This window comes from Parerythrobacter aurantius, assembly GCF_045291475.1.
Taxonomy (GTDB): Bacteria; Pseudomonadota; Alphaproteobacteria; order Sphingomonadales; family Sphingomonadaceae; genus Parerythrobacter; species Parerythrobacter aurantius.
This window is the reverse complement of the sequence record NZ_CP147985.1, coordinates 1,526,499-1,547,561: the sequence shown is the minus strand read 5'-3', so window position 1 is coordinate 1,547,561 and position 21,063 is coordinate 1,526,499. Positions and strand designations below refer to the sequence as shown.

General features: G+C 61.3%; 22 protein-coding genes, 1 tRNA gene and 2 pseudogenes. 11 read left to right on the top strand and 14 right to left on the bottom strand.

Annotated features, from left to right (window positions below):
* Positions 1-473 precede the first annotated feature (473 nt).
* On the bottom strand, positions 474-791 hold the full coding sequence (locus tag WAB17_RS07635; protein ID WP_435416761.1) for a hypothetical protein: 318 nt from the start codon (positions 789-791) through the stop codon (positions 474-476).
* 140 nt (positions 792-931) lie between these two features.
* Here WAB17_RS07635 and WAB17_RS07630 point away from each other — a divergent pair, with 140 nt between their 5' ends.
* The 3 genes and pseudogenes from WAB17_RS07630 to WAB17_RS07620 form a co-directional block, all read left to right on the top strand.
* Positions 932-1,603, top strand: a complete 672-nt coding sequence (locus WAB17_RS07630; RefSeq protein ID WP_435416760.1) for a hypothetical protein — start codon at positions 932-934, stop codon at positions 1,601-1,603.
* Positions 1,604-1,810: 207 nt separating this feature from the next.
* On the top strand, positions 1,811-2,653 hold the full coding sequence (locus WAB17_RS07625; protein ID WP_435416759.1) for an AraC family transcriptional regulator: 843 nt from the start codon (positions 1,811-1,813) through the stop codon (positions 2,651-2,653).
* An 18-nt stretch (positions 2,654-2,671) separates the two neighbouring features.
* A pseudogene (locus tag WAB17_RS07620) lies at positions 2,672-3,487 on the top strand (methyltransferase domain-containing protein); the annotation flags it as partial.
* Between the two features lie 549 nt (positions 3,488-4,036).
* Here WAB17_RS07620 and WAB17_RS07615 read toward each other — a convergent pair.
* The gene (locus tag WAB17_RS07615) at positions 4,037-4,879 is read right to left on the bottom strand and encodes a hypothetical protein (RefSeq protein WP_435416758.1); all 843 of its coding nucleotides are present in this window, start codon (positions 4,877-4,879) and stop codon (positions 4,037-4,039) included.
* Between the two features lie 357 nt (positions 4,880-5,236).
* On the opposite strand from WAB17_RS07615, the gene WAB17_RS07610 reads away from it, so the two are divergent.
* Positions 5,237-5,782: a recombinase family protein gene (locus tag WAB17_RS07610; RefSeq protein WP_435416757.1), complete on the top strand. Its 546-nt coding sequence runs from the start codon at positions 5,237-5,239 to the stop codon at positions 5,780-5,782.
* A gap of 462 nt (positions 5,783-6,244) precedes the next feature.
* Here the strand turns inward: WAB17_RS07610 and WAB17_RS07605 are convergent, their stop codons facing one another.
* Positions 6,245-6,817, bottom strand: a complete 573-nt coding sequence (locus WAB17_RS07605; protein WP_435416756.1) for a hypothetical protein — start codon at positions 6,815-6,817, stop codon at positions 6,245-6,247.
* A gap of 378 nt (positions 6,818-7,195) precedes the next feature.
* Here WAB17_RS07605 and WAB17_RS07600 point away from each other — a divergent pair, with 378 nt between their 5' ends.
* Together WAB17_RS07600 and WAB17_RS07595 are read left to right on the top strand one after the other, a co-directional pair.
* Positions 7,196-7,486: a hypothetical protein gene (locus WAB17_RS07600; protein ID WP_435416755.1), complete on the top strand. Its 291-nt coding sequence runs from the start codon at positions 7,196-7,198 to the stop codon at positions 7,484-7,486.
* A gap of 89 nt (positions 7,487-7,575) precedes the next feature.
* Positions 7,576-8,628, top strand: a pseudogene (locus WAB17_RS07595) (recombinase family protein); the annotation flags it as partial.
* A 533-nt stretch (positions 8,629-9,161) separates the two neighbouring features.
* On the opposite strand, the gene WAB17_RS07590 reads toward WAB17_RS07595, so the two are convergent.
* A tRNA-Gly gene (locus WAB17_RS07590) sits at positions 9,162-9,236 on the bottom strand.
* Positions 9,237-9,452: 216 nt separating this feature from the next.
* Between WAB17_RS07590 and WAB17_RS07585 the strand changes: the two genes are divergently transcribed.
* Both WAB17_RS07585 and WAB17_RS07580 read left to right on the top strand, forming a co-directional pair.
* The gene (locus WAB17_RS07585; protein ID WP_435419357.1) at positions 9,453-10,370 is read left to right on the top strand and encodes a tetratricopeptide repeat protein; all 918 of its coding nucleotides are present in this window, start codon (positions 9,453-9,455) and stop codon (positions 10,368-10,370) included.
* An 11-nt stretch (positions 10,371-10,381) separates the two neighbouring features.
* A complete protein-coding gene (locus WAB17_RS07580) occupies positions 10,382-10,987 on the top strand; it encodes an LON peptidase substrate-binding domain-containing protein (RefSeq protein WP_435416754.1) in 606 nt (201 codons plus the stop codon).
* Positions 10,988-11,107: 120 nt separating this feature from the next.
* On the opposite strand, the gene WAB17_RS07575 is transcribed toward WAB17_RS07580, so the two are convergent.
* The 5 genes from WAB17_RS07575 to argB all read right to left on the bottom strand — a co-directional run bounded on the left by WAB17_RS07575 (position 11,108) and on the right by argB (position 14,665).
* Positions 11,108-11,731, bottom strand: coding sequence for a MarC family protein (locus tag WAB17_RS07575; protein WP_435416753.1), 624 nt, complete (start codon positions 11,729-11,731; stop codon positions 11,108-11,110).
* A complete protein-coding gene (locus WAB17_RS07570; RefSeq protein ID WP_435416752.1) occupies positions 11,728-12,447 on the bottom strand; it encodes a hypothetical protein in 720 nt (239 codons plus the stop codon). Before WAB17_RS07570 ends, WAB17_RS07575 begins: the two co-directional genes overlap by 4 nt.
* 36 nt (positions 12,448-12,483) lie before the next feature.
* A complete protein-coding gene (folD, locus tag WAB17_RS07565) occupies positions 12,484-13,377 on the bottom strand; it encodes a bifunctional methylenetetrahydrofolate dehydrogenase/methenyltetrahydrofolate cyclohydrolase FolD (RefSeq protein WP_435416751.1) in 894 nt (297 codons plus the stop codon).
* Positions 13,374-13,667: a YggT family protein gene (locus tag WAB17_RS07560; protein ID WP_435416750.1), complete on the bottom strand. Its 294-nt coding sequence runs from the start codon at positions 13,665-13,667 to the stop codon at positions 13,374-13,376. The genes folD and WAB17_RS07560 overlap by 4 nt, the downstream gene beginning before the upstream one ends.
* A gap of 98 nt (positions 13,668-13,765) precedes the next feature.
* Positions 13,766-14,665, bottom strand: coding sequence for an acetylglutamate kinase (gene argB, locus WAB17_RS07555; protein ID WP_435416749.1), 900 nt, complete (start codon positions 14,663-14,665; stop codon positions 13,766-13,768).
* Between the two features lie 97 nt (positions 14,666-14,762).
* Here argB and WAB17_RS07550 point away from each other — a divergent pair, with 97 nt between their 5' ends.
* The 3 genes from WAB17_RS07550 to WAB17_RS07540 all read left to right on the top strand — a co-directional run bounded on the left by WAB17_RS07550 (position 14,763) and on the right by WAB17_RS07540 (position 17,042).
* Complete coding sequence (locus WAB17_RS07550; protein ID WP_435416748.1) at positions 14,763-15,293, top strand: thermonuclease family protein; 531 nt, start codon at positions 14,763-14,765, stop codon at positions 15,291-15,293.
* Between the two features lie 133 nt (positions 15,294-15,426).
* A complete protein-coding gene (locus tag WAB17_RS07545) occupies positions 15,427-16,062 on the top strand; it encodes a hypothetical protein (RefSeq protein WP_435416747.1) in 636 nt (211 codons plus the stop codon).
* A 134-nt stretch (positions 16,063-16,196) separates the two neighbouring features.
* A complete protein-coding gene (locus WAB17_RS07540) occupies positions 16,197-17,042 on the top strand; it encodes an SDR family NAD(P)-dependent oxidoreductase (RefSeq protein ID WP_435416746.1) in 846 nt (281 codons plus the stop codon).
* A 46-nt stretch (positions 17,043-17,088) separates the two neighbouring features.
* On the opposite strand, the gene WAB17_RS07535 is transcribed toward WAB17_RS07540, so the two are convergent.
* The 5 genes from WAB17_RS07535 to WAB17_RS07515 all read right to left on the bottom strand — a co-directional run bounded on the left by WAB17_RS07535 (position 17,089) and on the right by WAB17_RS07515 (position 20,967).
* On the bottom strand, positions 17,089-17,925 hold the full coding sequence (locus tag WAB17_RS07535) for a hypothetical protein (protein WP_435416745.1): 837 nt from the start codon (positions 17,923-17,925) through the stop codon (positions 17,089-17,091).
* 80 nt (positions 17,926-18,005) lie between these two features.
* The gene (locus WAB17_RS07530) at positions 18,006-18,419 is read right to left on the bottom strand and encodes a DUF1294 domain-containing protein (RefSeq protein WP_435416744.1); all 414 of its coding nucleotides are present in this window, start codon (positions 18,417-18,419) and stop codon (positions 18,006-18,008) included.
* 149 nt (positions 18,420-18,568) lie between these two features.
* Positions 18,569-19,168, bottom strand: coding sequence for a BglII/BstYI family type II restriction endonuclease (locus tag WAB17_RS07525; RefSeq protein ID WP_435416743.1), 600 nt, complete (start codon positions 19,166-19,168; stop codon positions 18,569-18,571).
* Positions 19,165-19,818 (bottom strand): MT-A70 family methyltransferase, encoded by a 654-nt coding sequence (locus tag WAB17_RS07520; protein WP_435416742.1) that lies wholly within the window; start codon positions 19,816-19,818, stop codon positions 19,165-19,167. Before WAB17_RS07520 ends, WAB17_RS07525 begins: the two co-directional genes overlap by 4 nt.
* Before the next feature lie 84 nt (positions 19,819-19,902).
* Positions 19,903-20,967 (bottom strand): ribonucleotide-diphosphate reductase subunit beta, encoded by a 1,065-nt coding sequence (locus WAB17_RS07515; RefSeq protein ID WP_435416741.1) that lies wholly within the window; start codon positions 20,965-20,967, stop codon positions 19,903-19,905.
* Between the last annotated feature and the right edge of the window lie 96 nt (positions 20,968-21,063).

The window sequence follows — 21,063 nt, the reverse complement described above, 5'->3', positions numbered from 1 at the left end:
CTGATCTCAGCTGCCAGTCTTTGAAAGCGAAGAAAGGTTTCAGACATAGGCACCACTATGTGACATGGCTCAAATTGAGAAGAACTGCCGTTCGACATAATTGTCAGCGAACGGCGGGAATCTCCCAGATCCGGCTACCAAAGCCGATCGACGACAATGTCCGCTTTTAGGCGCTCTGCGCTTGAGCCGGTCCGACCGGAACTGGGGCGCAAAGCTGCCGATAGGCAGGCACAGTTCCAGCGCACCGAGGCCTAAGAGAGGGTCTATGATTGCCGAGATCAGTCCTTCAATCTCCCACCCAGTTCTGGATCGAGAAACCAAGATGCACCGAGTTCGAAGCCTGGGCTCGCTGCGGCAATAGGACCGTCTGGCTCGTCGCCAATGTATGGCGAACGAGCGGTTTGCACTTGTCCGCCATTGCGAAGCAAATCGGCTGAGATTTTGGCCCTTCCTTTAAGGATCTGCAGCAACCACTAGAAGTCTTCGAGCATCTGCACCACCCCGCGGCCGGCGAGCGAATAACACAGGCACCGCTGGAAATCGTCGCACCGGGTGGACAATATGCGCGCCAGCTTCGCCTTGGCATCTGCGCATTCCTCATGGACCGCCTGCAACGCTTCGAAGAGTTCTAGCGACGCGTAGTAGGCATCGAATGGATCGATCTCGATACAGGCGTTCGCCAGCATTCGGCGGGTGGGCCGGTTCACGTCGTCCAGCGCCGCGTCTGTCAGCGTGATGTCGAGATCAAAACCGCCGATGTCGAATGACCCAGGATTGAATGATGCAGGCATCGCTTACCCCTTTTACGCGCAGATTATGAAGAAGGAGCCCTTCGGGCAACGCTCCCACTCCGGCTGCACGTGAAATCGGGAATTGGCAGGGGTGAAGAAAGAAGAGGGGGTGGGGCGGCATCGAACAAAGGAGAAGTTCGATGTCCAAAGCAAATTTCGCGAACCGCTGGGAACTGAAGAAGCTAATCGACGCAATCGCAGAGGAAGCGGAATTGATCGCCGGGCCCGCGGCTTATGTCGTTTACCTGGTCTACGATCCGTCGCGCCGCGATCCGCATGGTCAATACCGAGGCCTGCCGCTATATGTGGGAGAGACATCGGAGCTGGCAAAGCGCTTCAAGAGCCACATGCGGCGCGCGCTCGGCCTTCAGGGCACAAACGGCTCGGTGCACAACGAAATTTACCGCATGGCGCAGGAAGGATCTCTGCCCGGCGTCATGATCCTCGAAACCAGCAAGACCCGCGCCGACAGCCTCGAGGCTGAGCTACGTTGGGCGCAGAAACTGCTGCATCAGGGCTATCGGCTGTTCAACCGGATGCCGGGACAGGCAAAGCCGGTGAACGAGCATCAGTACCGCCGCAAACAGCGCGACCGGCTATGGCGGATGACATTGGCCGAAGCATATGCTACCAAAATCTCGATGAGCCTCCATTGCCCGAGTGGTTGTTTCTCGACCAACGTCGACATTCGCCACTATGCCGGAGGCGATTTTCCGTACCGCCGCCTCTCCGTACTGAAGCGAAAGCTGAAACCGTGCGGCGCCTGCGGGAAAAAGCTATCGGCCTCGTTCGAAGAGCGGCCTGCAGCATAACGTCAAAAATGGTTCGAATCTCCGCGCGAAACCAAAGACCGCTTTGCCGCTATGGTGTGCCAATTCCCGGCATTCGGGATCCGACCCCAATTGCGGTCGTTCAAAAAGTTTTTGCATTGCGCCAAGAGCGCACGTCGGCACATTAATCCGTAGGATTTAAGAAGTGACCGAAACTGTCAGGTGGGTTAGTCTCCGGCCGTGCCGATTTTGAGCAAGACCGAAGTATCAAGCTGCGTGCGAGGCATCCGCAGTGTGACGATTGCCTCGGATTTCACGTTCTCCCGGCATAGCCATGATGAATTCGGATTGGGCCTGATCACTGAAGGCGCTCATCGGTCTGAGAGCGGACATGGGCGCGTCGAGGCTATTTGCGGCGATCTGATCACCGTGTCCCCGGGTGAAATTCATGATGGAGCGCCCATCGGAGGGAGTATCCGGTCATGGACGATGTTCTATGTTGAGCCATCGATCATTGCCGCAGCTTGTAGTGACGAAGTTCATTTCGGCACGAGCGACATGGAGCTCGAATTCCTTCGCCCAGTCATTGTAAATCTAGAGATGAGGCGACGTTTCATCAACCTTCATAGGCTTTTGCAGTCGCAAGAGTGCCCCGATCAGCTCGAGTTGGAAGAAGCTATAAGCGACACGTTTGTATCGATCATACGCCTTCGATCGCAGCAAGAGCGTCCCAGTTCGGCCCGAGTGAACATGGTAATCGAGCGGATGAAAGATGATCCAGCCCTGACACCCGCGCTGGCGGAACTGGCCAAGATGGCCGGGGTGAGCCGTTTCCAGCTCATCAGAGCAGTTGAGCGAGCTACCGGGTTCACACCCTTTGCGCTGTTGCGGCAGATCCGGCTTGACCGCGCGCGTCGTTTGATACTGGCCGGTCATCCAATCGCGGACGCCGCGGTGTCGGCCGGCTTTAGCGACCAGAGCCACCTGACGCGGACATTTCGCTCCGCTTATGCACTGACACCAGGAGTGTTTCGTGCTTCGCTAGCTAACGGCGTTGCAACCACGTTCAAGACGGAGGGTTGCCGACGATGACAGACTCGGCTCTTCGAAAGGAGGAGCCACATGTCGAATTATGTCCATGGCTACGATGAAGCTGCGAAACTTCGCCTCGAAGATCAGGCAAGCGCTTTGGAGATACTTCTCCATCACGATACTCGCTACCCTCCGAATGCGCACGTGCTCGAAGTCGGTTGCGGGGTCGGCAGCCAGACTGCTATTCTGCTCAACAATAATCCGGAGACTCGATTTACAGCGATCGACGTGTCGCCGGATTCAATCGCGAGAGCGCGGCAAAGGCTAATTGGTAGCGAACAACGCCTGACTCTTGAGGAGGGAGACATCCACTCTCTGGTCTACCCCGAGGGCAGCTTCGATCACGTTTTTGTTTGCTTTGTTCTCGAGCACTTACGTCACCCTGAAGCGGCGCTGACAGAACTCAAGCGCGTTTTGAAAACTGGAGGCACACTGACGGTTATCGAAGGCGATCATGGCTCCGTATTGATGCATCCGGCTAACGAAGCGGCTTTGGCTGCGGTTGCCGCCCAGTGCGAATTACAAGCGCAAAAAGGAGGGGACGCAATGATCGGACGTCGCCTGTATCCGCTTATGACGGCGGGAGGTTTCGAGCAGGTGAAGGTCCACCCGCGCCAAGTCTATGCTGATGGGTCCAGTCCCCAACTCGCAGCTGCCTTTACCCGCAACACTTTTGCCGCGATGATCCAAGGCATTCGCGACGAAGCGATCGAGAAAGGCGTCATTTCGGCCGCTCGCTTTGATGCAGGAATTGACGCGCTCAACACCGCTGCTGGAGTGAATGGCACGTTTGCTTACACATTCTTTAAGGCCGTAGGATTCAAGTCGATCTAGTGTAACCTGCCGTCTGGACGCAAGGTTGGACTGCTATCCTGAAGTCCGCTTCAAAGGTTCATATGCTCAAGAGCAAACAGTCCGCTTGCGACCCCGTTTCTGCCATAGCTCGAAACAGTCGCAGGTTGGCTAAGGAGTATTTTCGGTATCCGGAACAATATGGATCATCGGTCCTAACACGTCATCGTCACAATCGAACGGGTTACCATCAACCCTGCATCGCGGATCGACGAAGACGAGGATGCTGAGATAGATCGCAGCACATGCGACTAGCAGAATCCCAAGGCGCCTCAGTAGCTTCATATTCCTCTCGTCGCTTTCCCTCCCGTGTTATCTTCAGAAGGCTAAGCCTCAAGAAACAGTCTTAAAAGGGTTCTCGCAGCGTTTGCGAATATGGGATACGCTGTGTTTCTAAATGGTTAGCTCAACCAACTGTCATCCGTCATGGCGCTTGAATGCGTTTGACCAGACGTCGCCAATCCACCCCAATCCTAGACGCAGCCAAGTAGGCACGAGCCACCCAGGAGCGGTCCATTACGCGAAGGGTCGTCACAAGCCGTACGTGCAGACGCCATGTCCGGGCGGAAAAAGACGCTCCTTGCGTGACCAGAATATCGCTTCTCCATTTGGCGCGCGTCGGCTTGTGGGGACTGCCACCTCCGCCATTGACCCTCGAACGTCTATTACGGTGCCGCAATTGGTCTCGTCTCCAATCGCCAGATTGGCTTGGAATACCTCCGCCTCCTGCCGCGCTGCGCGGATGCGCGCCTCGGAATCGGCATCCCACCGCTCTTCAGCTGATGAGAGAACCGTTGCATCAGTGGCTGTAGGCAGGCGATCCGCACGGAATAGGTAGATTGCGGTAGTATTCCGCAGCCCGCCGAGCAATGCCCCGATCAGCTGGCTTCCGGCGTCGTCGCTGCGGTAGATTTCGGAGTTGTCCTTCACGAGTGAAACGAAGCCAGCGATCGGTTCCCCATCACTGCCATCACAGATCGCAACTTGACCTCGCCATTGGTGCCGCATGCCGGTAGGCTGAACGAGGTGCGCCAAAACCCTGTCGCCGAATACGGTCGTGCGTACATTATCGACCGCGAGAACACTTCCGCCCCGCGCCCGACAGCTTTCTTCAAATGATCGCAAGCTGCGCTGGGAGACAGCCATCGGATCGGAACTCCCACGCTCCCTAAAGAAGCGCGCACCGACGATTTCATTGGCGTTGTCCCGCAACGGCCGGGCAATGAGCGAGTCTTCACCCACACGGTCTACGTTCTCGCTGCCGCCAATGGCTTCCCAGAAGTCATTCCACTGATCGTTATTCTGAGCGGATGCCGGGATTGGCAGAGCCAGCGCTGCTGACATCAGAGTTGCGACATATTTTGCGGCCCTCATCAGGTTCCCTCCGATCTGATCAAGAGGCGGACCCGAGCCGGGTGTTAGTAACCCTGCGTCACCACAAGGCGCCGCCACCTTTAGGCGGACCCTGGACATACGCGACGGCCACCCGGCCGAAACTGGTTCGACCGGCGGTGACGGTTTGAGGTTACTAAGCCTCACCCGCGGGACTGACCGACGGGCAATGACCTAGATAAGGAACTGATTGGATTTGGGGAAGCCCCTGCCACGGATTACGCGCTGTCGCGAAAATCCTGATTAGTGCGATAAGGTCCGCGCCACCCGATCCCGCTTACGAATCAATGTCGCAAAAGTTTGTTGCGAAAGTACATTGTTTCGCACCATATTCGCGACATGCTGATTGGCTACGCCCGCGTATCGACCGACGACCAGGATCTGCAGCTGCAGCGGAGTGAGTTGCGAGCCGCCGGGTGCGAACGCCTGTTCGAAGAAAAGCTGTCCGGCGCAAAGCGCGATCGACCGGAACTGACGCGGCTGATGGAGCATCTGCGCGCAGGTGACGCGCTGGTGGTGACGCGCTTGGATCGAATTGCCCGTTCGACCCGCGACCTGCTCGATATCGCCCAGCAGCTGACCGATGCCGAAGCGGGCCTTAGATCGCTGGCGGAGCCGTGGGCCGACACGACATCGCCAGCGGGGCGGATGGTCCTGACCGTGTTCGCCGGCATCGCCGAATTCGAGCGTGAGCTCATACGGCAGCGCACATCGTCCGGCAGGGAGGCGGCGAGGAGGCGTGGCGTCAAGTTTGGACGGCCGGCCAAGCTGAGTGCCGAGCAAGTCGCGCTGGGCAAGCGGTTAATCGAAGAGGGGCAATCGGTGCGCGAAGTGGCGAAAGTGCTGAACTGTCACCATGCGACGCTTTATCGAAATCTGCAGTAATTTGCTGTGAACCTGTACACATGTGGGAATGTCCACATCCTATTGAGCAGAAGTTTTTCAATGGTAAGAGCTGAATATGGCGACGGGGCAAAGCAATTTTGATTTCCTGACATCGCACATCCGACACGATGAAGACCATGAGGCCCGCGTGCAGGAAATTGCCGAAGTCGCATTGATGCTTTTGGGGTCCTGATGATCGACCGTGTCTACATCGCCAACTTTGGCGAAGGAAACGCGCTCTTGCCCACCGCCAAGGCGAACAACACCGTCCTGACTATTGACACCGTCGACGTGCATACAACTAGCTTGATAGCGTGCCTCTCAACGAGGCGATCCACGCACTCGGCATGTTCGGCAACCAGAATACGGTTTGCATGCCCAAGACGGCGAAATGGCGCCACACGATAGACCGTCTGCGGGCGAAGTTCCCGAACTGGCAAGGTAGCTGAGTTTACGGGTTCCTCAGGTAGCAATTGGCGTTGTCCTAGCGGGTGGGCTCTTTCGAACTGGCTTTTCGGCCGTGCCGAGGGCGATCAGGCAACCGAGCAACGGAAAGGCAATCACCACGACTTGGCTAGGTGTCGCGCTTCCCCCAAAGACAAGAGCTACGGAGAGCATGATCGCCACGATCGCCGCACCGAACTTCTCCCATCGCATCGCTTTCTCAGCACAGCGTGCTCGCCAACGCCAGAAAGCAGATTGAGGTTCTCCGACCCAATCGCCTGCGTGTGGCATGATTGTGTGAGCGAACCGACCTGGAAACACTGCACCAGCGATTTTTTCTGACATAGTCGCATAAAATCTGAGGAGTTCTTGCTCGCTAGAACGGTCATACTCGGTCCGCGCTTTATCGATAAGCGCAATCATCGCTTCAAGACGGGCGAACATGACTTCCGGACGATCTTGCTCTCCACGGTATCTATGTGGAGCAGCACCAGCCTGAGATCTGACCCACGTCACCTCATTTTTCACCTGATCTAGCCAATCCTCGCGGACGTTCGGCGCGATCTCACGACCCTGCAGCACGTCCCACATCGGAGAGGTCAGATAGCGAGAGGAACCTGGCACAATTTCCTCTGACAACTTCACTATCCGGGAAGAATCGGGGTCACCTTTGACCCAGTTCGGTGCATGCGCTCCAGTCTCGTATCCTGCGAAAGCGTCAGCGAGTTCGGGACGCCCCAGTTTCTCACGAGCAAACTCCCGTGCGCTGGTGCTCCCGGTCGCACGCTTTAGGTGATCAACCCAAAAGGCGGGCATCTCGCGATCTAGCCCCGTCTTTGCCGGCCTGCCGCTCTGTCCCACTTCTTCCTCCCGAATAGCTTAACGAAACTCTGAAATTTCTTCCGTTCGCTTTTCCCGACTTTTGAACGCCAACACAGCGCAAAACTCAGCGCTACCAGGCGGAACAACGTGAAAAAGAACACATCATCAAGTCAGCTGCAAGACCACCTGCACCAGCAATATGGACCGCTAATCGGCAACTCTGATTTGGCCCGTGCCCTTGGCTTTCAAAATACCGCAGCGATGCGGCAAGCGAAACGTCGCGGTCAGCTACAGATTGAAACTTTCCGTATCCCCAATCGCAGAGGCCTGTTCGCCTTCACGTCTGAGGTCTCGAAGTGGCTGATCACTACGGCGAACGGCGGTGCAAGTATGCACCCTTCCACACCAAAACGCGACAAGGGGAACTTCAATGCCTGAAGCGGACCCCTCCCTTGTCGAGCTCGCCAAGCTGCTTGCCCACGCGGCCGCCCGGCGCGCAGACTACGAAGAATCGAAAGGAAAAGACGATGCGCACAGTCCTATACGCCAGATACAGCAGCGATCTGCAAAATCCGAACTCGACAGAGGATCAACTTAACGACCTTCGCAGCCGTTGCGAGCGAGAAGGTTGGGAAATCGTCGGCGAATTCAGCGATGACGCGACCAGCGGAGCTGCCGGACTTAGTGAAACCGCTCGCCCAGGAATTAATGCTCTACTGACCAGATTGGACAAAGGGGACGTTGATCAAGTTCTCGTTGAAGCAACGGACCGCCTGGCAAGGCATACGGGAGATGCCCTCCATATTTACGAGCAAGTGACATATGCGAATGCTCGCATCTTCACGCTTTCTGACGGACCGATTTCCGAGTTGATCGCTGTAGTAAAAGGCTTCTTTGACGCGGACTACCGTCGAGGAATGGGTTCCAAGGTAGTTCGCGGCCAGAAAGGTGCTGTAAGAGATGGTCGATCACCGGGAGGGATCGCCTACGGCTATCGAAAAGAAATAAGAATCAATGCAGACGGTGAACCCATCCTCGGCCTTCGTGAAATTGTTCCAGACCGAGCTGACATCGTTCGACGCATTTTCACTGAGTACGCAGATGGCATGAGCCCCATCATGATAGCGCGGCGTTTGAATGATGAGGGCATTTCCGGACCACGCGGTCCGTGGCTTGCTGGAACCATCCTTGGCGATCGAAAGCGCCGCAACGGTATTCTGCAAAATCGAATATACATCGGACAATTGGTCCATAATCGGTCGACGAAAGTTCTAAATCCGAAAACGCGCAAGTTCTTGATTAAACCGCGCCCCGAAAGCGAGTGGCAAATCTGCGAGGTTGAGCATCTGCGAATTGTTTCCCAGGAATTGTGGGACGGTGTCCAAGAAAGGCGAAATGAGGGTGAGGGACGCACCTTTAACCGACAACACCGACCAAAACGCCTCTTGTCCGGCATGGCAACTTGCGGTTGTTGCGGTTCGAGTTGGATCGTTATCGGCAAGGAACGCTGGGGCTGTTCCTCAAATCGAAAGGGGACAGGCTGCGCCCATTCCGCCACAATAACGACCGGGCAATTCGAGTCGCGCGTGCTGTATGGACTCCAACGGCGGATGCTAGACCCTAAACTCGTTGAGATCTTCGTCCGAGAATTTCACCAAGAACGTGCGCGGAAGCACAATGCTCAGCGCAGAAAGCTGCAAACACTCGAAAAAGAGCTGAATACAACCAATCGCGAGATTGGCCGGTTAGTGGATGCAGTCGCCCAGGGCGGCGCAGAATTTCCGGAGATCCAGCAGGCCCTCTGCAAAGCAAACGAAAAGCGGAAAAGAATCGAGCGCGAGCTGGCTGAATCCGACGCTGTATCTGCAATCACCTTACATCCTCACATCGCCGAAACGTACCGCGATGAGGTGAGTAAACTCGCCAAAGCCTTGACAAGCGATGAGGAGACGACGCTACATGCCCGAAGGATCATCCGCAGCCTGATCGATCAGGTCATAGTCACACCCCGTGAAGCGGAGCGCGGGGTAAATATCGAGGTTTCCGGCAGACTTGCCTCTATTCTCGCGCTCGCCACTGGCGAGGAACTACCGGCAGCTATGTATGCTGCCGATGGAGCGGGCGAGGCGATTCGAACGCCCGACCCCAACCTTGGCAAGGTTGTGCTCTACCCCTGAGCTACGCCCGCTCACTGACGTTCCGCGACAGGGCTCAAAAGCCTTCCATCGCCGGGGAAGCGCGCGGTTAGCAGCGACCTCGCGGCCTCGCAAGCGGAAAAATCGATTCTCTTCCTGCCTGCCCCGTGCCCTTCACAAATGCGGCAGAAGGCCCACATTGCGCAGGCACCGAGTCGCGCCCATGGACGGGGGCGGCGACCGAACGAAGGGGAAGTTTCTTGGCCAGCATGGGTCTAAGCATCGAAGAACAGAAGGCCGTCGACCGGTTCCGCAAGGATGTCGTCGAACCGTCGATGAGCAAGCTTGTCGTGCTCGATTTCTGGGCCGAATGGTGCGGCCCGTGCAAGGCGCTGACGCCGACGCTGGAAAAGGTGGCGGCGGACTATGCCGACAAGGGGGTGGTGCTGGCCAAGATCAACGTCGACGAGGAACAGTTCATCGCCGCTCAGTTCCAGGTCCGTTCGATCCCGACGGTTTATGCCATGTTCCAGGGCCAGCCGGTTGCCGACCTGACCAACGCCCGCACCGAATCGCAGCTGAAGCAGACGCTCGACCAGATCCTCTCGCAACTGCCGATCCAGCCGGGGGCCGAGGGTGACGGCGCGCCGCAGGGCCCCTCGCCCGAAGAGATCGAACAGTTCATCGCCATGGGTGAAGAGGTGCTGGCAGGCGGCGACGCAGATCGTGCGGCCGGCATCTTCCAGCAGGTGATCGAGTTTGCGCCGACAAATGCGGCGGCCATGTCGGGCTATCTGCGGGCGCTGATCGGCATGGGGCAGACCGACGAAGCCCAGGCGATCCTCGCCGATATTCCGGAAGATGTGGCGAAGGACCCGGCGATCGAGCGTGTGAGGGCCACCCTCGAACTCGCTGCCAACAAGGTCGATGACAGCGAACTGGCATCCCTTCGCGACAAGGCTGCGGGCGGCGAGATGGACGCCCGCTTCGCCTATGCCGAGGCGGCCTTTGCCGCCGGGCAACGCGACGCTGCGGCCGACGAATTGCTGGCCATGTTCGAAACCGACCGCGAATGGAACGGCGGCGCTGCAAGAACCAAGCTGCTGCAGATCTTCGAGGCAGTCGGCCTCGAGGATCCGTGGGTCGTCGCCACCCGCCGCCGCCTGTCCAAGATCCTGTTCGGATAAGGCTCAACGCCATGCGGCTCTCGATCTTCCCGCTGTCCGGCGCGATCCTGTTCCCGGGATTGCACTTGCCGCTGCACATCTTTGAGCCGCGCTACCGTTCGCTGGTCGGCGACGCGCTGGCGCGGGACCGGCGGATCGCGATGATCCAGCCGCAGGAGGCGGTCGAGGGCGCGCCGCTCTACACAATGGGCTGTGTCGGCAAGATCGACGAGATCGAAGCGCTCGACGACGGGCGCTACAACCTGATCCTCGAGGGCGAAAGCCGCTTCCGCCTGCTCCGCGAACTCGACGTGCAGACCCCGTTCCGCCAGGTCGAGGCCGAACTGGTTCCCGAAGACGGCGACCAAGTGCTGAGCCATATCGAACGCGCCGGGTTCGAGCGCGAGGCGCGGCGCTTCGCCGATGCGCAGGGCTATGCGGTCGACTGGGATTCGGTCCAGAACCTGGACGACCAGACCCTGATCAACGGCGTCAGCCAGATCGCCCCGTTCGATTCCGCCAGCAAGCAGGCGCTGCTCGAAGCACCCGACCTTGCCGCGCGCTGCGAACTGCTGATCCAGCTGATGTACTTCTTCGGCCGCCGCGACGGCGATGATGACCGGGTGACTCTTCAATAGCCTCAAGCGCCGGCGCCGACCTCCGTCGGCTTGGCTATCCTCCGGGGACCCGGCCCCTGAGGGGCCACCCCTTCGGGCGGCCGGTCGGCCTTGCGGTCGCTTCGCGACCGTATCCGGCCCCTAAACCCCGAAGCTGTTTTTCAGCCCGTCGATCACATACTGCGCCGCGAGCGCCGCCAGCAGCACGCCGAGCAGGCGGGTGATGACGGCCTCGACCCGGTCGCCCAGCACTCGGATCAGCGGGCCGGCGGCGACCAGCGCTGCGGCGGTGATCAGCAGCACTGCCGCGAGCGCCGCCAGCACCACGCCGCGCTCGTTCCAGTCGGCAGCCTCGTTCATCAGCAGCATAATCGCGGCGATCGCGCCGGGCCCCGCCAGCATCGGCATCGCCATGGGGAAGACCGAGACGTCCTCGACCTCCGGTGTGGCGGCGATTTTCTCGGCCCGCTCCTCGCGGCGCTGGGTGCGCTTCTCGAACACCATGTCGAAGGCGATGAAGAACAGCATCAGCCCGCCGGCGATGCGAAAGCTGTCGAGCTCGATGTGCAGCGCGGCCAGCAATTGCTGACCGAACAGGGCGAAGATCAGCAGGATGATCGAGGCGATCACCGTGGCGCGCAAGGCCATGCTGCGCGCCTGGGCGGGCGTGGCGCCCTTGGTCAGCCCGGCATAGATCGGGGCGCAGCCCGGCGGGTCGATCACAACAAACAGCGTGATGAAGGCGGAAATGAAGAGCTCGGTCATTGGCCACCTGCGGCAGGATAGACCGTCTGCATGAACACGCCCCACCGCTTGCCTTCGCGCACGAGGGTCACCAGCATATGCCTGCGATGCGTGCCCGGCGAATATGCGACCGACCATTCGAGGCTGCCGTCCTGCGAACGGCCGCCGATCATCCGGGTATTGTCCGGGGCAACGGGCGAAAGGCGGATATCGGGACCGGGTTGTTCCGGTGTGCACGAGGCCGTTTCGCTCTCGACCACGTCAGGCTCTGCAAGAGGCTCCGCCAGCACATCGCCCTGGTCCATGACCCATTTGTACTCGCCGTCCTGCTGCCTTTCCCACACGGTGGTGAAATAGCCGAAGCTGCCGTCGGGCCGCTGCCAGGCACCCTTGGACACGGCCAGCGAGCCGTCGCAGCTCATCCACACCTGGTGCGGCTGCCACCTGACCGATTCCGCCGGGTCCTTCTGCCTGGCTAACCACTCGCGCGCATTGACCGGTTCGGGCACGAACATCACCGCATCATCGGCGGCGAAGGTGCGGAAGGCGGTCCACTGCCCCTTCTCTCGCGCAAGCCGCGCGAAAGCGAGTTCGGCGGCAACCACCTTGCCCGGGCTGGCGTTGCCCGGCGAGGCCGCCAGCGCCCGGTCGATCATCTGCCGCGGCGTGCGGGGCTGGCTGGCGGCACAGGATACCAGCAGGGCGCCAAGGGCAAGGGCGGAAACGGCTTTCAGCATTCGGTCCCCCTACCCGCTCGCGCGGAACTTGTAAGCCTAAAGCTTGGTCGGAACGGCCAGCCCGGCATTGCGATGCGCCGCCACCAGCGTGTTGCGCAGCAGCACCGCGATGGTCATCGGGCCGACCCCGCCGGGGACCGGGGTGATCGCGCCCGCGACTGCGCTGGCACCGGCATAATCGACATCGCCGACCAGCCGGCCCTTCTCTGCCCCGGGATCGGGATCGAGCCGGTTGATGCCGACATCGATCACCGTCGCGCCGGGCTTGAGCCAGTCGGCCTGGACCATCTCGGCCCGGCCAACGGCGGCGACCACGATATCGGCACGGCGGACGACGTCGGGCAGATCGCGTGTCCGGCTGTGGGCCACGGTGACAGTGCAGTTCTCCGCCAGCAGCAATTGCGCCATCGGCTTGCCGACAAGGATCGAGCGACCGATTACCACCGCGTCCATTCCGGAAAGATCGCCCAGCCGGTCCTTCAAGAGCATCAGCGAGCCGAGCGGGGTACAAGGCACCAGCCCCGGCAGGCCCAGTGCGAGGTGCCCGGTGCTGGTCGGGGTCAGCCCGTCGACATCCTTGTCCGGGCTGATCCGCGCGACCACGGCCTGCTCATCGAGGCCCTTGGGCAGCGGAAGCTGGACGAGGATGCCGTCGACCGCAGGATCGGCGTTGAGCCGGTCGACCAGCGCCTCGAGATCGGCCTGCGACGTATCGGCAGGCAGGCGATGCTCGAAACTGGCCATGCCGCAGGCGACCGTCTGCTTGGCCTTGGAGGCGACATAGACCTGGCTCGCAGGGTCATCCCCCACCAGCACTACGGCGAGGCCTGCCTTGCGGCCCGCCTGCGCCTCGAAACCGGCGGCCAGTTCGCCCACCCGCTCGCGCAGCTTGGCCGCGAAAGCCTTCCCGTCGATAACAGCTGCGGTCATGCGGTGGCGCGAATGACGTTGCCGATGATGATCATCAGGATCTGCAAGCCGATGATCAGGACCAGCGGCGAGAAATCGATCGCCCCGGTACCGGGCAGGACCCGCCGGATCGGTGCCAGCACCGGCTCCATCAGCGAGTTGATCGATTGGTAGACCGCCGTGACGAACTGGTTGCTGGTACTGATGACGTTGAAGGCCAGCAGCAGCCCGATGATGAACTGGACGATCACCAGCATCACGACCACATTGGTGATGATCTCCAGGATCTGGTAGATTGTGTAGAGCAGCAAGGCTTGCTTACCTTTCGAACCGTGTGATGCAGTCTCGTATAGAACCTAGCCGAGACCGCGAGGGTGTATCAACAGTATAATACGCCGGGCCTATTGCTTCAATCGCCGGCGCGGATCAGCGTTCCCGCCCCGCGCGCGGTGAAGAATTCGAGCAACATCGCATGCGGCACTCGCCCGTCGAGCACCACCGCCGCCTCGCACCCGGCTTCGACCGCGTGGACGCAGGTTTCGAGCTTGGGAATCATCCCGCCGCTGATGGTGCCGTCGTCCTTCAGTGCGCCGATCTGCGCCGGGGTCAGGTCGGTCAGCAGGTCGCCCTGCTTGTCGAGGACGCCCTTCACATCGGTCAGCAGGAACAGCCGCGCCGCGCCCAGTGCGGCCGCGATCGCGCCCGCCATAGTATCGGCGTTGATGTTGTAAGTGTGCCCGTCCTCGCCCGCGCCGATCGGGGCGACGATGGGGATCATCCCGGCGGCGACGGCGGTGTCGAGGATGGTGGTATCGACATGGCTCGGCTCGCCGACGAAACCGAGATCCACCGCCTGCTCGATATTGCTGTCGGGGTCGCGCGTGGTGCGTTCGACCTTGCGCGCGGTCACCAGCCCGCCGTCTTTGCCCGAAATGCCGATCGCCTTGCCGCCGGCCCCCGCGATCCAGCCGACCAGTTCCTTGTTGATCGCGCCGGAGAGGACCATTTCCGCGACTTCGGCGGTGGCCTTGTCCGTCACCCTGAGGCCATCGACGAAGGTGCTTTCGACGCCCAGCTTCTTGAGCATGGCGCCGATCTGCGGCCCGCCGCCGTGGACCACCACCGGGTTGATGCCGACCGCCTTCAGCAGCACGATATCCTCGGCGAAGTCCTTCGCCGCTTCCGGATCGCCCATGGCGTGGCCGCCGTATTTGACCACGAAAGTGCGCCCGGCATAGCGCTGGAAATAGGGCAGCGCCTCGATCAGCACTTCGGCCTTTTGCAGCATCGGGGTGTCGCTATCCGCCATTCCGGGTCCTCGTGTCAGACGCGCCGCGCCTAGCGCAGGCGTGGGAAATAGGGAAGCACGCGATGCAAGGTCGGCGGCGCTGGTGTAGGGGCGGCGCATGGCCGTGATCCGCCCGCCGCAGTTCGACCGCAAGTGGCAGCGCCAGCGCCGCTGGTCCGCCCGCTGGCGCAGGCTCCGCCCATGGCTGGTGGTGGCCGCCATTATCGGTGCGAGCCTGTGGCTGAGCGGCCGGCCCGCTTCGCTCCGCAATGGCACGCCGACCGAGGCCAGGTTCACCCTGTGCGGCTTGCACCACTCGGGCGCCTGTGTGATCGACGGCGACACCATCGCCTTCGGCCAGCGCCGCATCCGCCTGACCGGCTTCGACGCGCCCGAACTCGACGGGGCCTGCGAGGCGGAGCGCCTCAAGGCCCGCGAGGCGCGCGGCGCGCTGCTCGCCTGGCTCAACCGCGGCCCGTTCACCATCGATGGCGGCGACGATCCGACGCGCGATCAGTATGGCCGCGAACTGCGCGCCGCGTGGCGGGTGACCGAAGGCCGCGAGGAATGGCTGAGCGAGGAGATGGTCGAACAAGGCCTCGCCGAAGACAGCGGCTGGAGCGGATCGCACATCGATTGGTGCGCCTGATGCGCTGCCGGCGGCCAGGCCATGCACAGCACCAAGGACCAGGCGATACGCCTCCTCCCCATGAAACCGCAGGAGGCTCGCGGGTGCGGGGCAAGGCTTGGCTTCGGAGCAAGACGGTGCCACGATCCGCGCCATGACACGTCGTATCGCCTTGTTGCCCGTTGTTTCCGTCATCGCCTTGACCGGATGCGCTTCCGCCCCTCAGCCAGCCGACTCCCAGGACGTATTCTGGACCGCACTCGCCGGTCACTGCGGCAAGGCCTACGCCGGGGCACTCGTCAGCGACGATGCTGCGGATGCCGCCTTTCGCGGCGCGTCGATGGTCATGCATGTCCGCAGCTGCGATGAGCGCGAGATCCGGGTGCCCTTTCACGTCCAGCGCGCCGATGGCAGTTGGGACCGGTCGCGCACCTGGGTACTCACCCGCACGGAATCGGGCCTGCGGCTCAAGCACGACCATCGGCACGAGGACGGCACCGGCGATGCGGTGACGATGTACGGCGGCGATACCGCCGATGAGGGCACCCGGCGCAGCCAGTCGTTCCCTGTCGACGCCGAGAGCATCGCAATGTTCGAAGGAGCCGGACTGCCCGCCTCCGTCACCAATGTCTGGACTGTCGAGGTCGATCCGGCCGGATCGCCCGAGGCGCGCTTCGCCTACCAGCTCAGGCGAACCATCGCCTCCGGTGCCCCTGCCGATCGCCTGTTCCGGGTCGAGTTCGACACGACCCGTCCGGTCGCGGTTCCGCCCGCCCCCTGGGGTTCCTAGCACGCTTCGAGGTTCGTACGCAGAGGGGCGGGACCCGCAGGTCCGGTCACCTGCGCGGCGAAGTCTGCGATTGCCTGTATCGCCGTGCAGGTCCATGCAGCGCATGGCGGGTCGCACTTGCGGGGAGACACACCATGCAGCAGCTCGAAGGCAAGGTCGCATTCGTTACGGGCGCGGGTTCGGGGATCGGGCTCGGGATCGCCCAGGCGCTCGCCGCGGCCGGGGTCAAGGTGATGCTGTGCGACATCGACCGGCCCGCGCTCGATGCGGCGGTGGCGGGGCTGGCGGGCACCAACGCCGATGTCGCGGGCGTGCGCGCCGACGTCAGCCTCAAGGCCGAGCTGCAGCAGGCCGCCGACGCCACCATCGAACGCTTCGGCAAGGTCCATATCCTCGTCAACAACGCCGGGGTCGGCGGCGGCAGCGGCTATGGCGAATGGACCGATGCCAGCTGGGACTGGGCGCTGGGGGTCAATTTGATGAGCGTGGTGTGGGGCATCGAGATCTTCGGCCCGCTGATGGAACGGCACGGAGAAGGCGGGCAGATCGTCAGCACCGCCAGCATCGCCGGTCTGATCGCCGCGACCGGCCCGTCCTACAACGTCACCAAATACGGCGTCGTCGCGCTGAGCGAGGGGCTCAGGGTCGATCTCGCCCCGCGCGGCATCGGGGTTTCCGTGCTGTGCCCGGGCTTCATCCGCACGCAGATCATGGAGTCGCGCCGCCACCTGCCGGCACGCTTCGGCGAGATCGAGCCGGTCAACGAGGGCGAAGGCGCGGCCGAGCTGGTCCAGCAGGCCCGCGCCGCGATCGAGGCCGGGATCGACCCGCGCTATGTCGGCGAACTGGTGCGCGAGGGGATCGAGGGCAACTGGGACTACATCTTCACCGACACCCAGTTCGAACCCTACATCGAGGCACGGTTTGCCAATATAAAGGCCGGCTTCGACCGCATCCGCGACCGGGTGCCGGCGCGGTAGGGCCGGTCAAGCGCGCCGCGGCGCGAACCCGAAGTTCACACAAAGTTCACTCGAAAACATAGTCCGGACCGGGGACCCAATTGCCGTCGCTGTCGCGTTCGACACCGGCCTTGAGCAGTTCGTACTCGGTCTCGCGCTCGACATCGGGCAGCGGCGCAGGCATCGTATCGGTCGCGCCCTCGCGCCAGCCAGGCAGCTTGCCATCGAGGATTTCAGCGCATTGCAGCACGTCCTCCAGTTCGTCGGGTGCCATCAGCGAATGCGGTTCGGCGGGTGGGACCGGGGCCATCTGCGCCAGTGCCTGCTCCATCGACACCGGCGGCGGCGGCAGTTGCTCGCCCGGGCTGCGCCAGTCGCGATGGGCGTGGCGGAACCGCTCGGGCATATAGGCGCGCAGCAGGAACATCAGCATCCGGTCGTTCTGGCGATGGCGGGTGCCGACATGATGGCCGTCGCGGTCGAACACCGGCTCGGTGGTGCCGTTGAAGGCGCGTTCGAAAGCGGTGTCGAGCAGCACCTGCGCGGCATGCTGCAAGGCGACGTCCCAGGCGGCGGAGAACTGCTCCGCCCCCGGCGAGCGGCGCAGGCGGTGGGCCGAGGACGGGCTCATGTGGACCCGCATGGCGGCGACCTCGACCGAGCCCGATTCCGCCAGCGCAGCGATGAATTCGCGCTGGCGGCTGGGTGACCAACCGTCCTTGCGCGGCTTGCGGGTGACGGGGAGCCAGTCGTAGTCGGCGGGGTCGAAGCCGTGGGCGTCGAGCTCGCGCGAGGCGGGCGGCTCGGGCGGGTGGGCCGGAAGTTGCGGGGCTGCCGCGGGTTCCGGCTGGAACGAGGCGGCGGGAGCGGAGGCCTGTTTCGACTGGGGGCGCTTGCGGGTCATCTGGCAGGATGAGCCAGATTTTGGCCATGTAGGAAAGTTTTTTTCGGTTGGGGGCCGGCGGCGGGATTGCTGGCGGTGAGTCAGGCCAAGGCGAAATAGACGGCCAGCCCGATCACAGCAAAGACCTGAAGCTTGGCGATGCCGTGCAACTCGCTGCTGAAGGGCTGCTTGCGGGTCTTGTGGCGGAACAGGGCGCGGCCAGCATAGGCGCCGGGTGTCCCGCCGATCAGCGCCCAGCCCAGCAGCGCCGCCTCGCTGATCCGCCAGCTGCCCGTTTCGGCCAGCGACTTGTCGATGCCGAACGACATGAAGGCAACAAGGTTGATCGCGATGGCGTAATAGGTCGCGATTTCGGCGATGCGCATGGCGTTGCGGTAGATTATTCGGCTCGAGAATGCACTGCCGTATGGGGCCAGCGGCTCCGCGCCCACGCCCGGCCCCTCCAGCACGCGAGAGGGGAGGAGATTGCGCCATTCCCGATGGGTCAGACCCACAAGGTCGCCTCCCGCTTGCGGGAGGGGTTAGGGGTAGGCCCCGCGCCGGGGATCGCCCAGCAACCCCTGCTATGCGCGGTGAATGCCAGCTGGCACGATTGGCTTGAGCGGCGGGTGGATAGCTACGCGGTACCGAAGGGGCGGTGGCGTTAGATCAGTTGGTCGGCAACATATAGCGCTTGGCTGATCCCGAAGACCACAATCGGACAGCCGCCACCAGAACCGCCTCGCAGCCGAGGAAGCAGTTTGCCCATGTGCGTTGTGGAGTTGCCGAAGCTCGGCCCACGGCCAAGCTCGTTGAAAATTGCCTGCAACTCGGAGCACCGCGTGATAATGACACCTACATCAATCACTTGGAGGTCGAAGAGCAACCTGAAGTTATTTAGGTCCCTATCATAGAAGGGGTCCTTGTTGTTCCACTCAACCTCAAGCGCAACGCGCCCCTTAAAGCAGTCGACACTGTGCGTTGGCGATTCTCTTTGAGTGCCATCGACTACAATTGCTGTCTCGAATTGCTTCTCAACCCAGCCCGCATCTTTAAGCGGTTGCTCCAATCTGGCAACGATGGAGGAGCGGCTCCCACCTGCCGTCAGGATCTCGCTTCGCATAAGACGGAAGGCGCGAAGGGCCGCTTGAATGTCGATCCACTCATCCGGGCAAGCAGTTTGCAACACGCCAACCGCGTTTCGCCATTCATGTATCTCGTAGAGTTCTGCTATGTCTTGCGGAACAAGGTGATCGGTGGTCATTCCGTCGGAATAGCTACGCCGCTATTGTAAGTATAGGTGTTCCAGTCCGGCTTGTAGCTTTCGTCAGCCTGATTGCCCCAGACCGTCCAGCCTTTCCTCTTCCCTCGCGAGAATAGCTCTATACGAGGTCCCCAACTGCATCCCTCAATGATCGGATACTGTTCATCCGGTTTGCGGCTGTGCTCCCGCTTGCGGCTCCGAATGATATTAACTTGGCTACGCCCCGGCTGAAGTGTTCGAGCGCTCTTGCCGCGAACACCAAAAAGCAGAACTTCAGTCACGTTGCGGAAATAGAACCCTACACCTCTCCCATCGGGCTCACCGTCTTTGCGAACCTTTTCCCACACGATGTTGGAAACATATCTGAATCCCCATGCCTTCATCACATCCAAACCGTCAGGCAACAACGCGTTTGGCACCCACAAATAGAGGTGAGCGGGATCGTCCGCGATATCCGCAACAGGCAACGCGCAGATATCGGCAAGTTCCATAGTGCCGTAGCGGTTGAGCCGCTTGTGCTCTGGTGCCACTTTCCCCGTTCTATTTTGGAACTGCCAAGGGGGATCGGCGAGAATAGTGGCGAACTTGGTCTTGCCTGCAATATCAAGAAGATCATTGGCCGGCGAAGGCGCGCTGGAACGCTTCAGCATTGATCGGCCCCTAAGTCTTGGAACAAAACGGGATCTTAGTCAACGTTTGACGCGAGTCAAGCGATGGCTCCGAAACCGATGCTTCTACTCCGCCGCCACACTCCCGGCGCCCGTCTCACCGAACATATCCGGTCCCTCGTCCACCGCGCTGTCTTCCTCGTTCGCGGCCTTGGCTTTCTGGCGCTTGTCGAAGCTCGACCACACGTCGTTCCAGTTGCCCTTGGTCGCGGCCTTGGAATATTCCGTCGCGCGGGTTTCGAAGAAGTTGGCGTGTTCCACCCCGTTGAGGAGCGGGGCGAGCCAGGGGAGCGGGTGGTCTTCGATCATGTAGATCGGCTGCAGGCCCAGCTGGCCCAGGCGCCAGTCGGCGATGTAGCGGATGTACTTCTTGATTTCCTTCGCGCTCATGCCGCTGACCGGGCCCATCTCGAACGCCAGATCGATGAAGTTGTCTTCCAGCCGCACGGTCTTCTGGCAGATGTCGATCAGGTCTTCCTTGACCGCCTTGGTCAGGCAGTCCCGCTCGCGCACGAATTCGTGGAACAGGCGGACGATGCCTTCGCAGTGCAGGCTCTCGTCGCGCACGCTCCAGCTGACGATCTGGCCCATGCCCTTCATCTTGTTGAAGCGCGGGAAGTTCATCAGCATGGCGAAGCTGGCGAACAGCTGCAGCCCTTCGGTGAAGCCGCCGAAGGCCGCCAGCGTGCGGGCGATATCCTCGTCCGTATCGACGCCGAACTGCTGCAGGAAATCGTGCTTGTCCTTCATCTCCTCGTATTCGAGGAAGGCGCTGTATTCGCTTTCGGGCATGCCGATGGTGTCGAGCAGGTGCGAATAGGCCGCGATGTGCACCGTTTCCATGTTGCTGAACGCCGTCAGCATCATCTTGACCTCGGTCGGCTTGAACACGCGGCCGTATTTGTCGTGGTAGCAATCCTGCACCTCGACGTCGGCCTGGGTGAAGAAACGGAAGATCTGGGTGAGCAGGTTGCGCTCGTGTTCGGAAATCTTCTGCGCCCAGTCGCGGCAATCCTCGCCCAGCGGCACTTCTTCCGGCATCCAGTGGATCTGCTGCTGCCGCTTCCAGAACTCGTAGGCCCACGGGTATTCAAAGGGCTTGTAGGTCTTGCGGGCTTCGAGCAACGACATCTTGTGTCTCCAACGGATCGGCGTGAATTTCCAACATAGGAATCACATCGGTGATTCGATAGCAAGCCCGGGCGAAAGTCCGGGTCTTTTCCACCG

Bases quoted from the DNA above. Each gene is read 5' to 3' on its own strand.
- WAB17_RS07570 (WP_435416752.1), bottom strand. From the start codon at position 12,447: ATGCTGAAAGCCGTTTCCGCCCTTGCCCTTGGCGCCCTGCTGGTATCC.
- WAB17_RS07535 (WP_435416745.1), bottom strand. From the start codon at position 17,925: ATGACCCGCAAGCGCCCCCAGTCGAAACAGGCCTCCGCTCCCGCCGCC.
- WAB17_RS07525 (WP_435416743.1), bottom strand. From the start codon at position 19,168: ATGACCACCGATCACCTTGTTCCGCAAGACATAGCAGAACTCTACGAG.
- WAB17_RS07550 (WP_435416748.1), top strand. From the start codon at position 14,763: ATGGCCGTGATCCGCCCGCCGCAGTTCGACCGCAAGTGGCAGCGCCAG.
- folD (WP_435416751.1), bottom strand. From the start codon at position 13,377: ATGACCGCAGCTGTTATCGACGGGAAGGCTTTCGCGGCCAAGCTGCGC.
- WAB17_RS07610 (WP_435416757.1), top strand. From the start codon at position 5,237: ATGCTGATTGGCTACGCCCGCGTATCGACCGACGACCAGGATCTGCAG.
- WAB17_RS07585 (WP_435419357.1), top strand. From the start codon at position 9,453: ATGGGTCTAAGCATCGAAGAACAGAAGGCCGTCGACCGGTTCCGCAAG.
- argB (WP_435416749.1), bottom strand. From the start codon at position 14,665: ATGGCGGATAGCGACACCCCGATGCTGCAAAAGGCCGAAGTGCTGATC.
- WAB17_RS07545 (WP_435416747.1), top strand. From the start codon at position 15,427: ATGACACGTCGTATCGCCTTGTTGCCCGTTGTTTCCGTCATCGCCTTG.
- WAB17_RS07515 (WP_435416741.1), bottom strand. From the start codon at position 20,967: ATGTCGTTGCTCGAAGCCCGCAAGACCTACAAGCCCTTTGAATACCCG.
- WAB17_RS07575 (WP_435416753.1), bottom strand. From the start codon at position 11,731: ATGACCGAGCTCTTCATTTCCGCCTTCATCACGCTGTTTGTTGTGATC.
- WAB17_RS07615 (WP_435416758.1), bottom strand. From the start codon at position 4,879: ATGAGGGCCGCAAAATATGTCGCAACTCTGATGTCAGCAGCGCTGGCT.
- WAB17_RS07540 (WP_435416746.1), top strand. From the start codon at position 16,197: ATGCAGCAGCTCGAAGGCAAGGTCGCATTCGTTACGGGCGCGGGTTCG.
- WAB17_RS07520 (WP_435416742.1), bottom strand. From the start codon at position 19,818: ATGCTGAAGCGTTCCAGCGCGCCTTCGCCGGCCAATGATCTTCTTGAT.
- WAB17_RS07580 (WP_435416754.1), top strand. From the start codon at position 10,382: ATGCGGCTCTCGATCTTCCCGCTGTCCGGCGCGATCCTGTTCCCGGGA.
- WAB17_RS07635 (WP_435416761.1), bottom strand. From the start codon at position 791: ATGCCTGCATCATTCAATCCTGGGTCATTCGACATCGGCGGTTTTGAT.
- WAB17_RS07630 (WP_435416760.1), top strand. From the start codon at position 932: ATGTCCAAAGCAAATTTCGCGAACCGCTGGGAACTGAAGAAGCTAATC.
- WAB17_RS07605 (WP_435416756.1), bottom strand. From the start codon at position 6,817: ATGTGGGACGTGCTGCAGGGTCGTGAGATCGCGCCGAACGTCCGCGAG.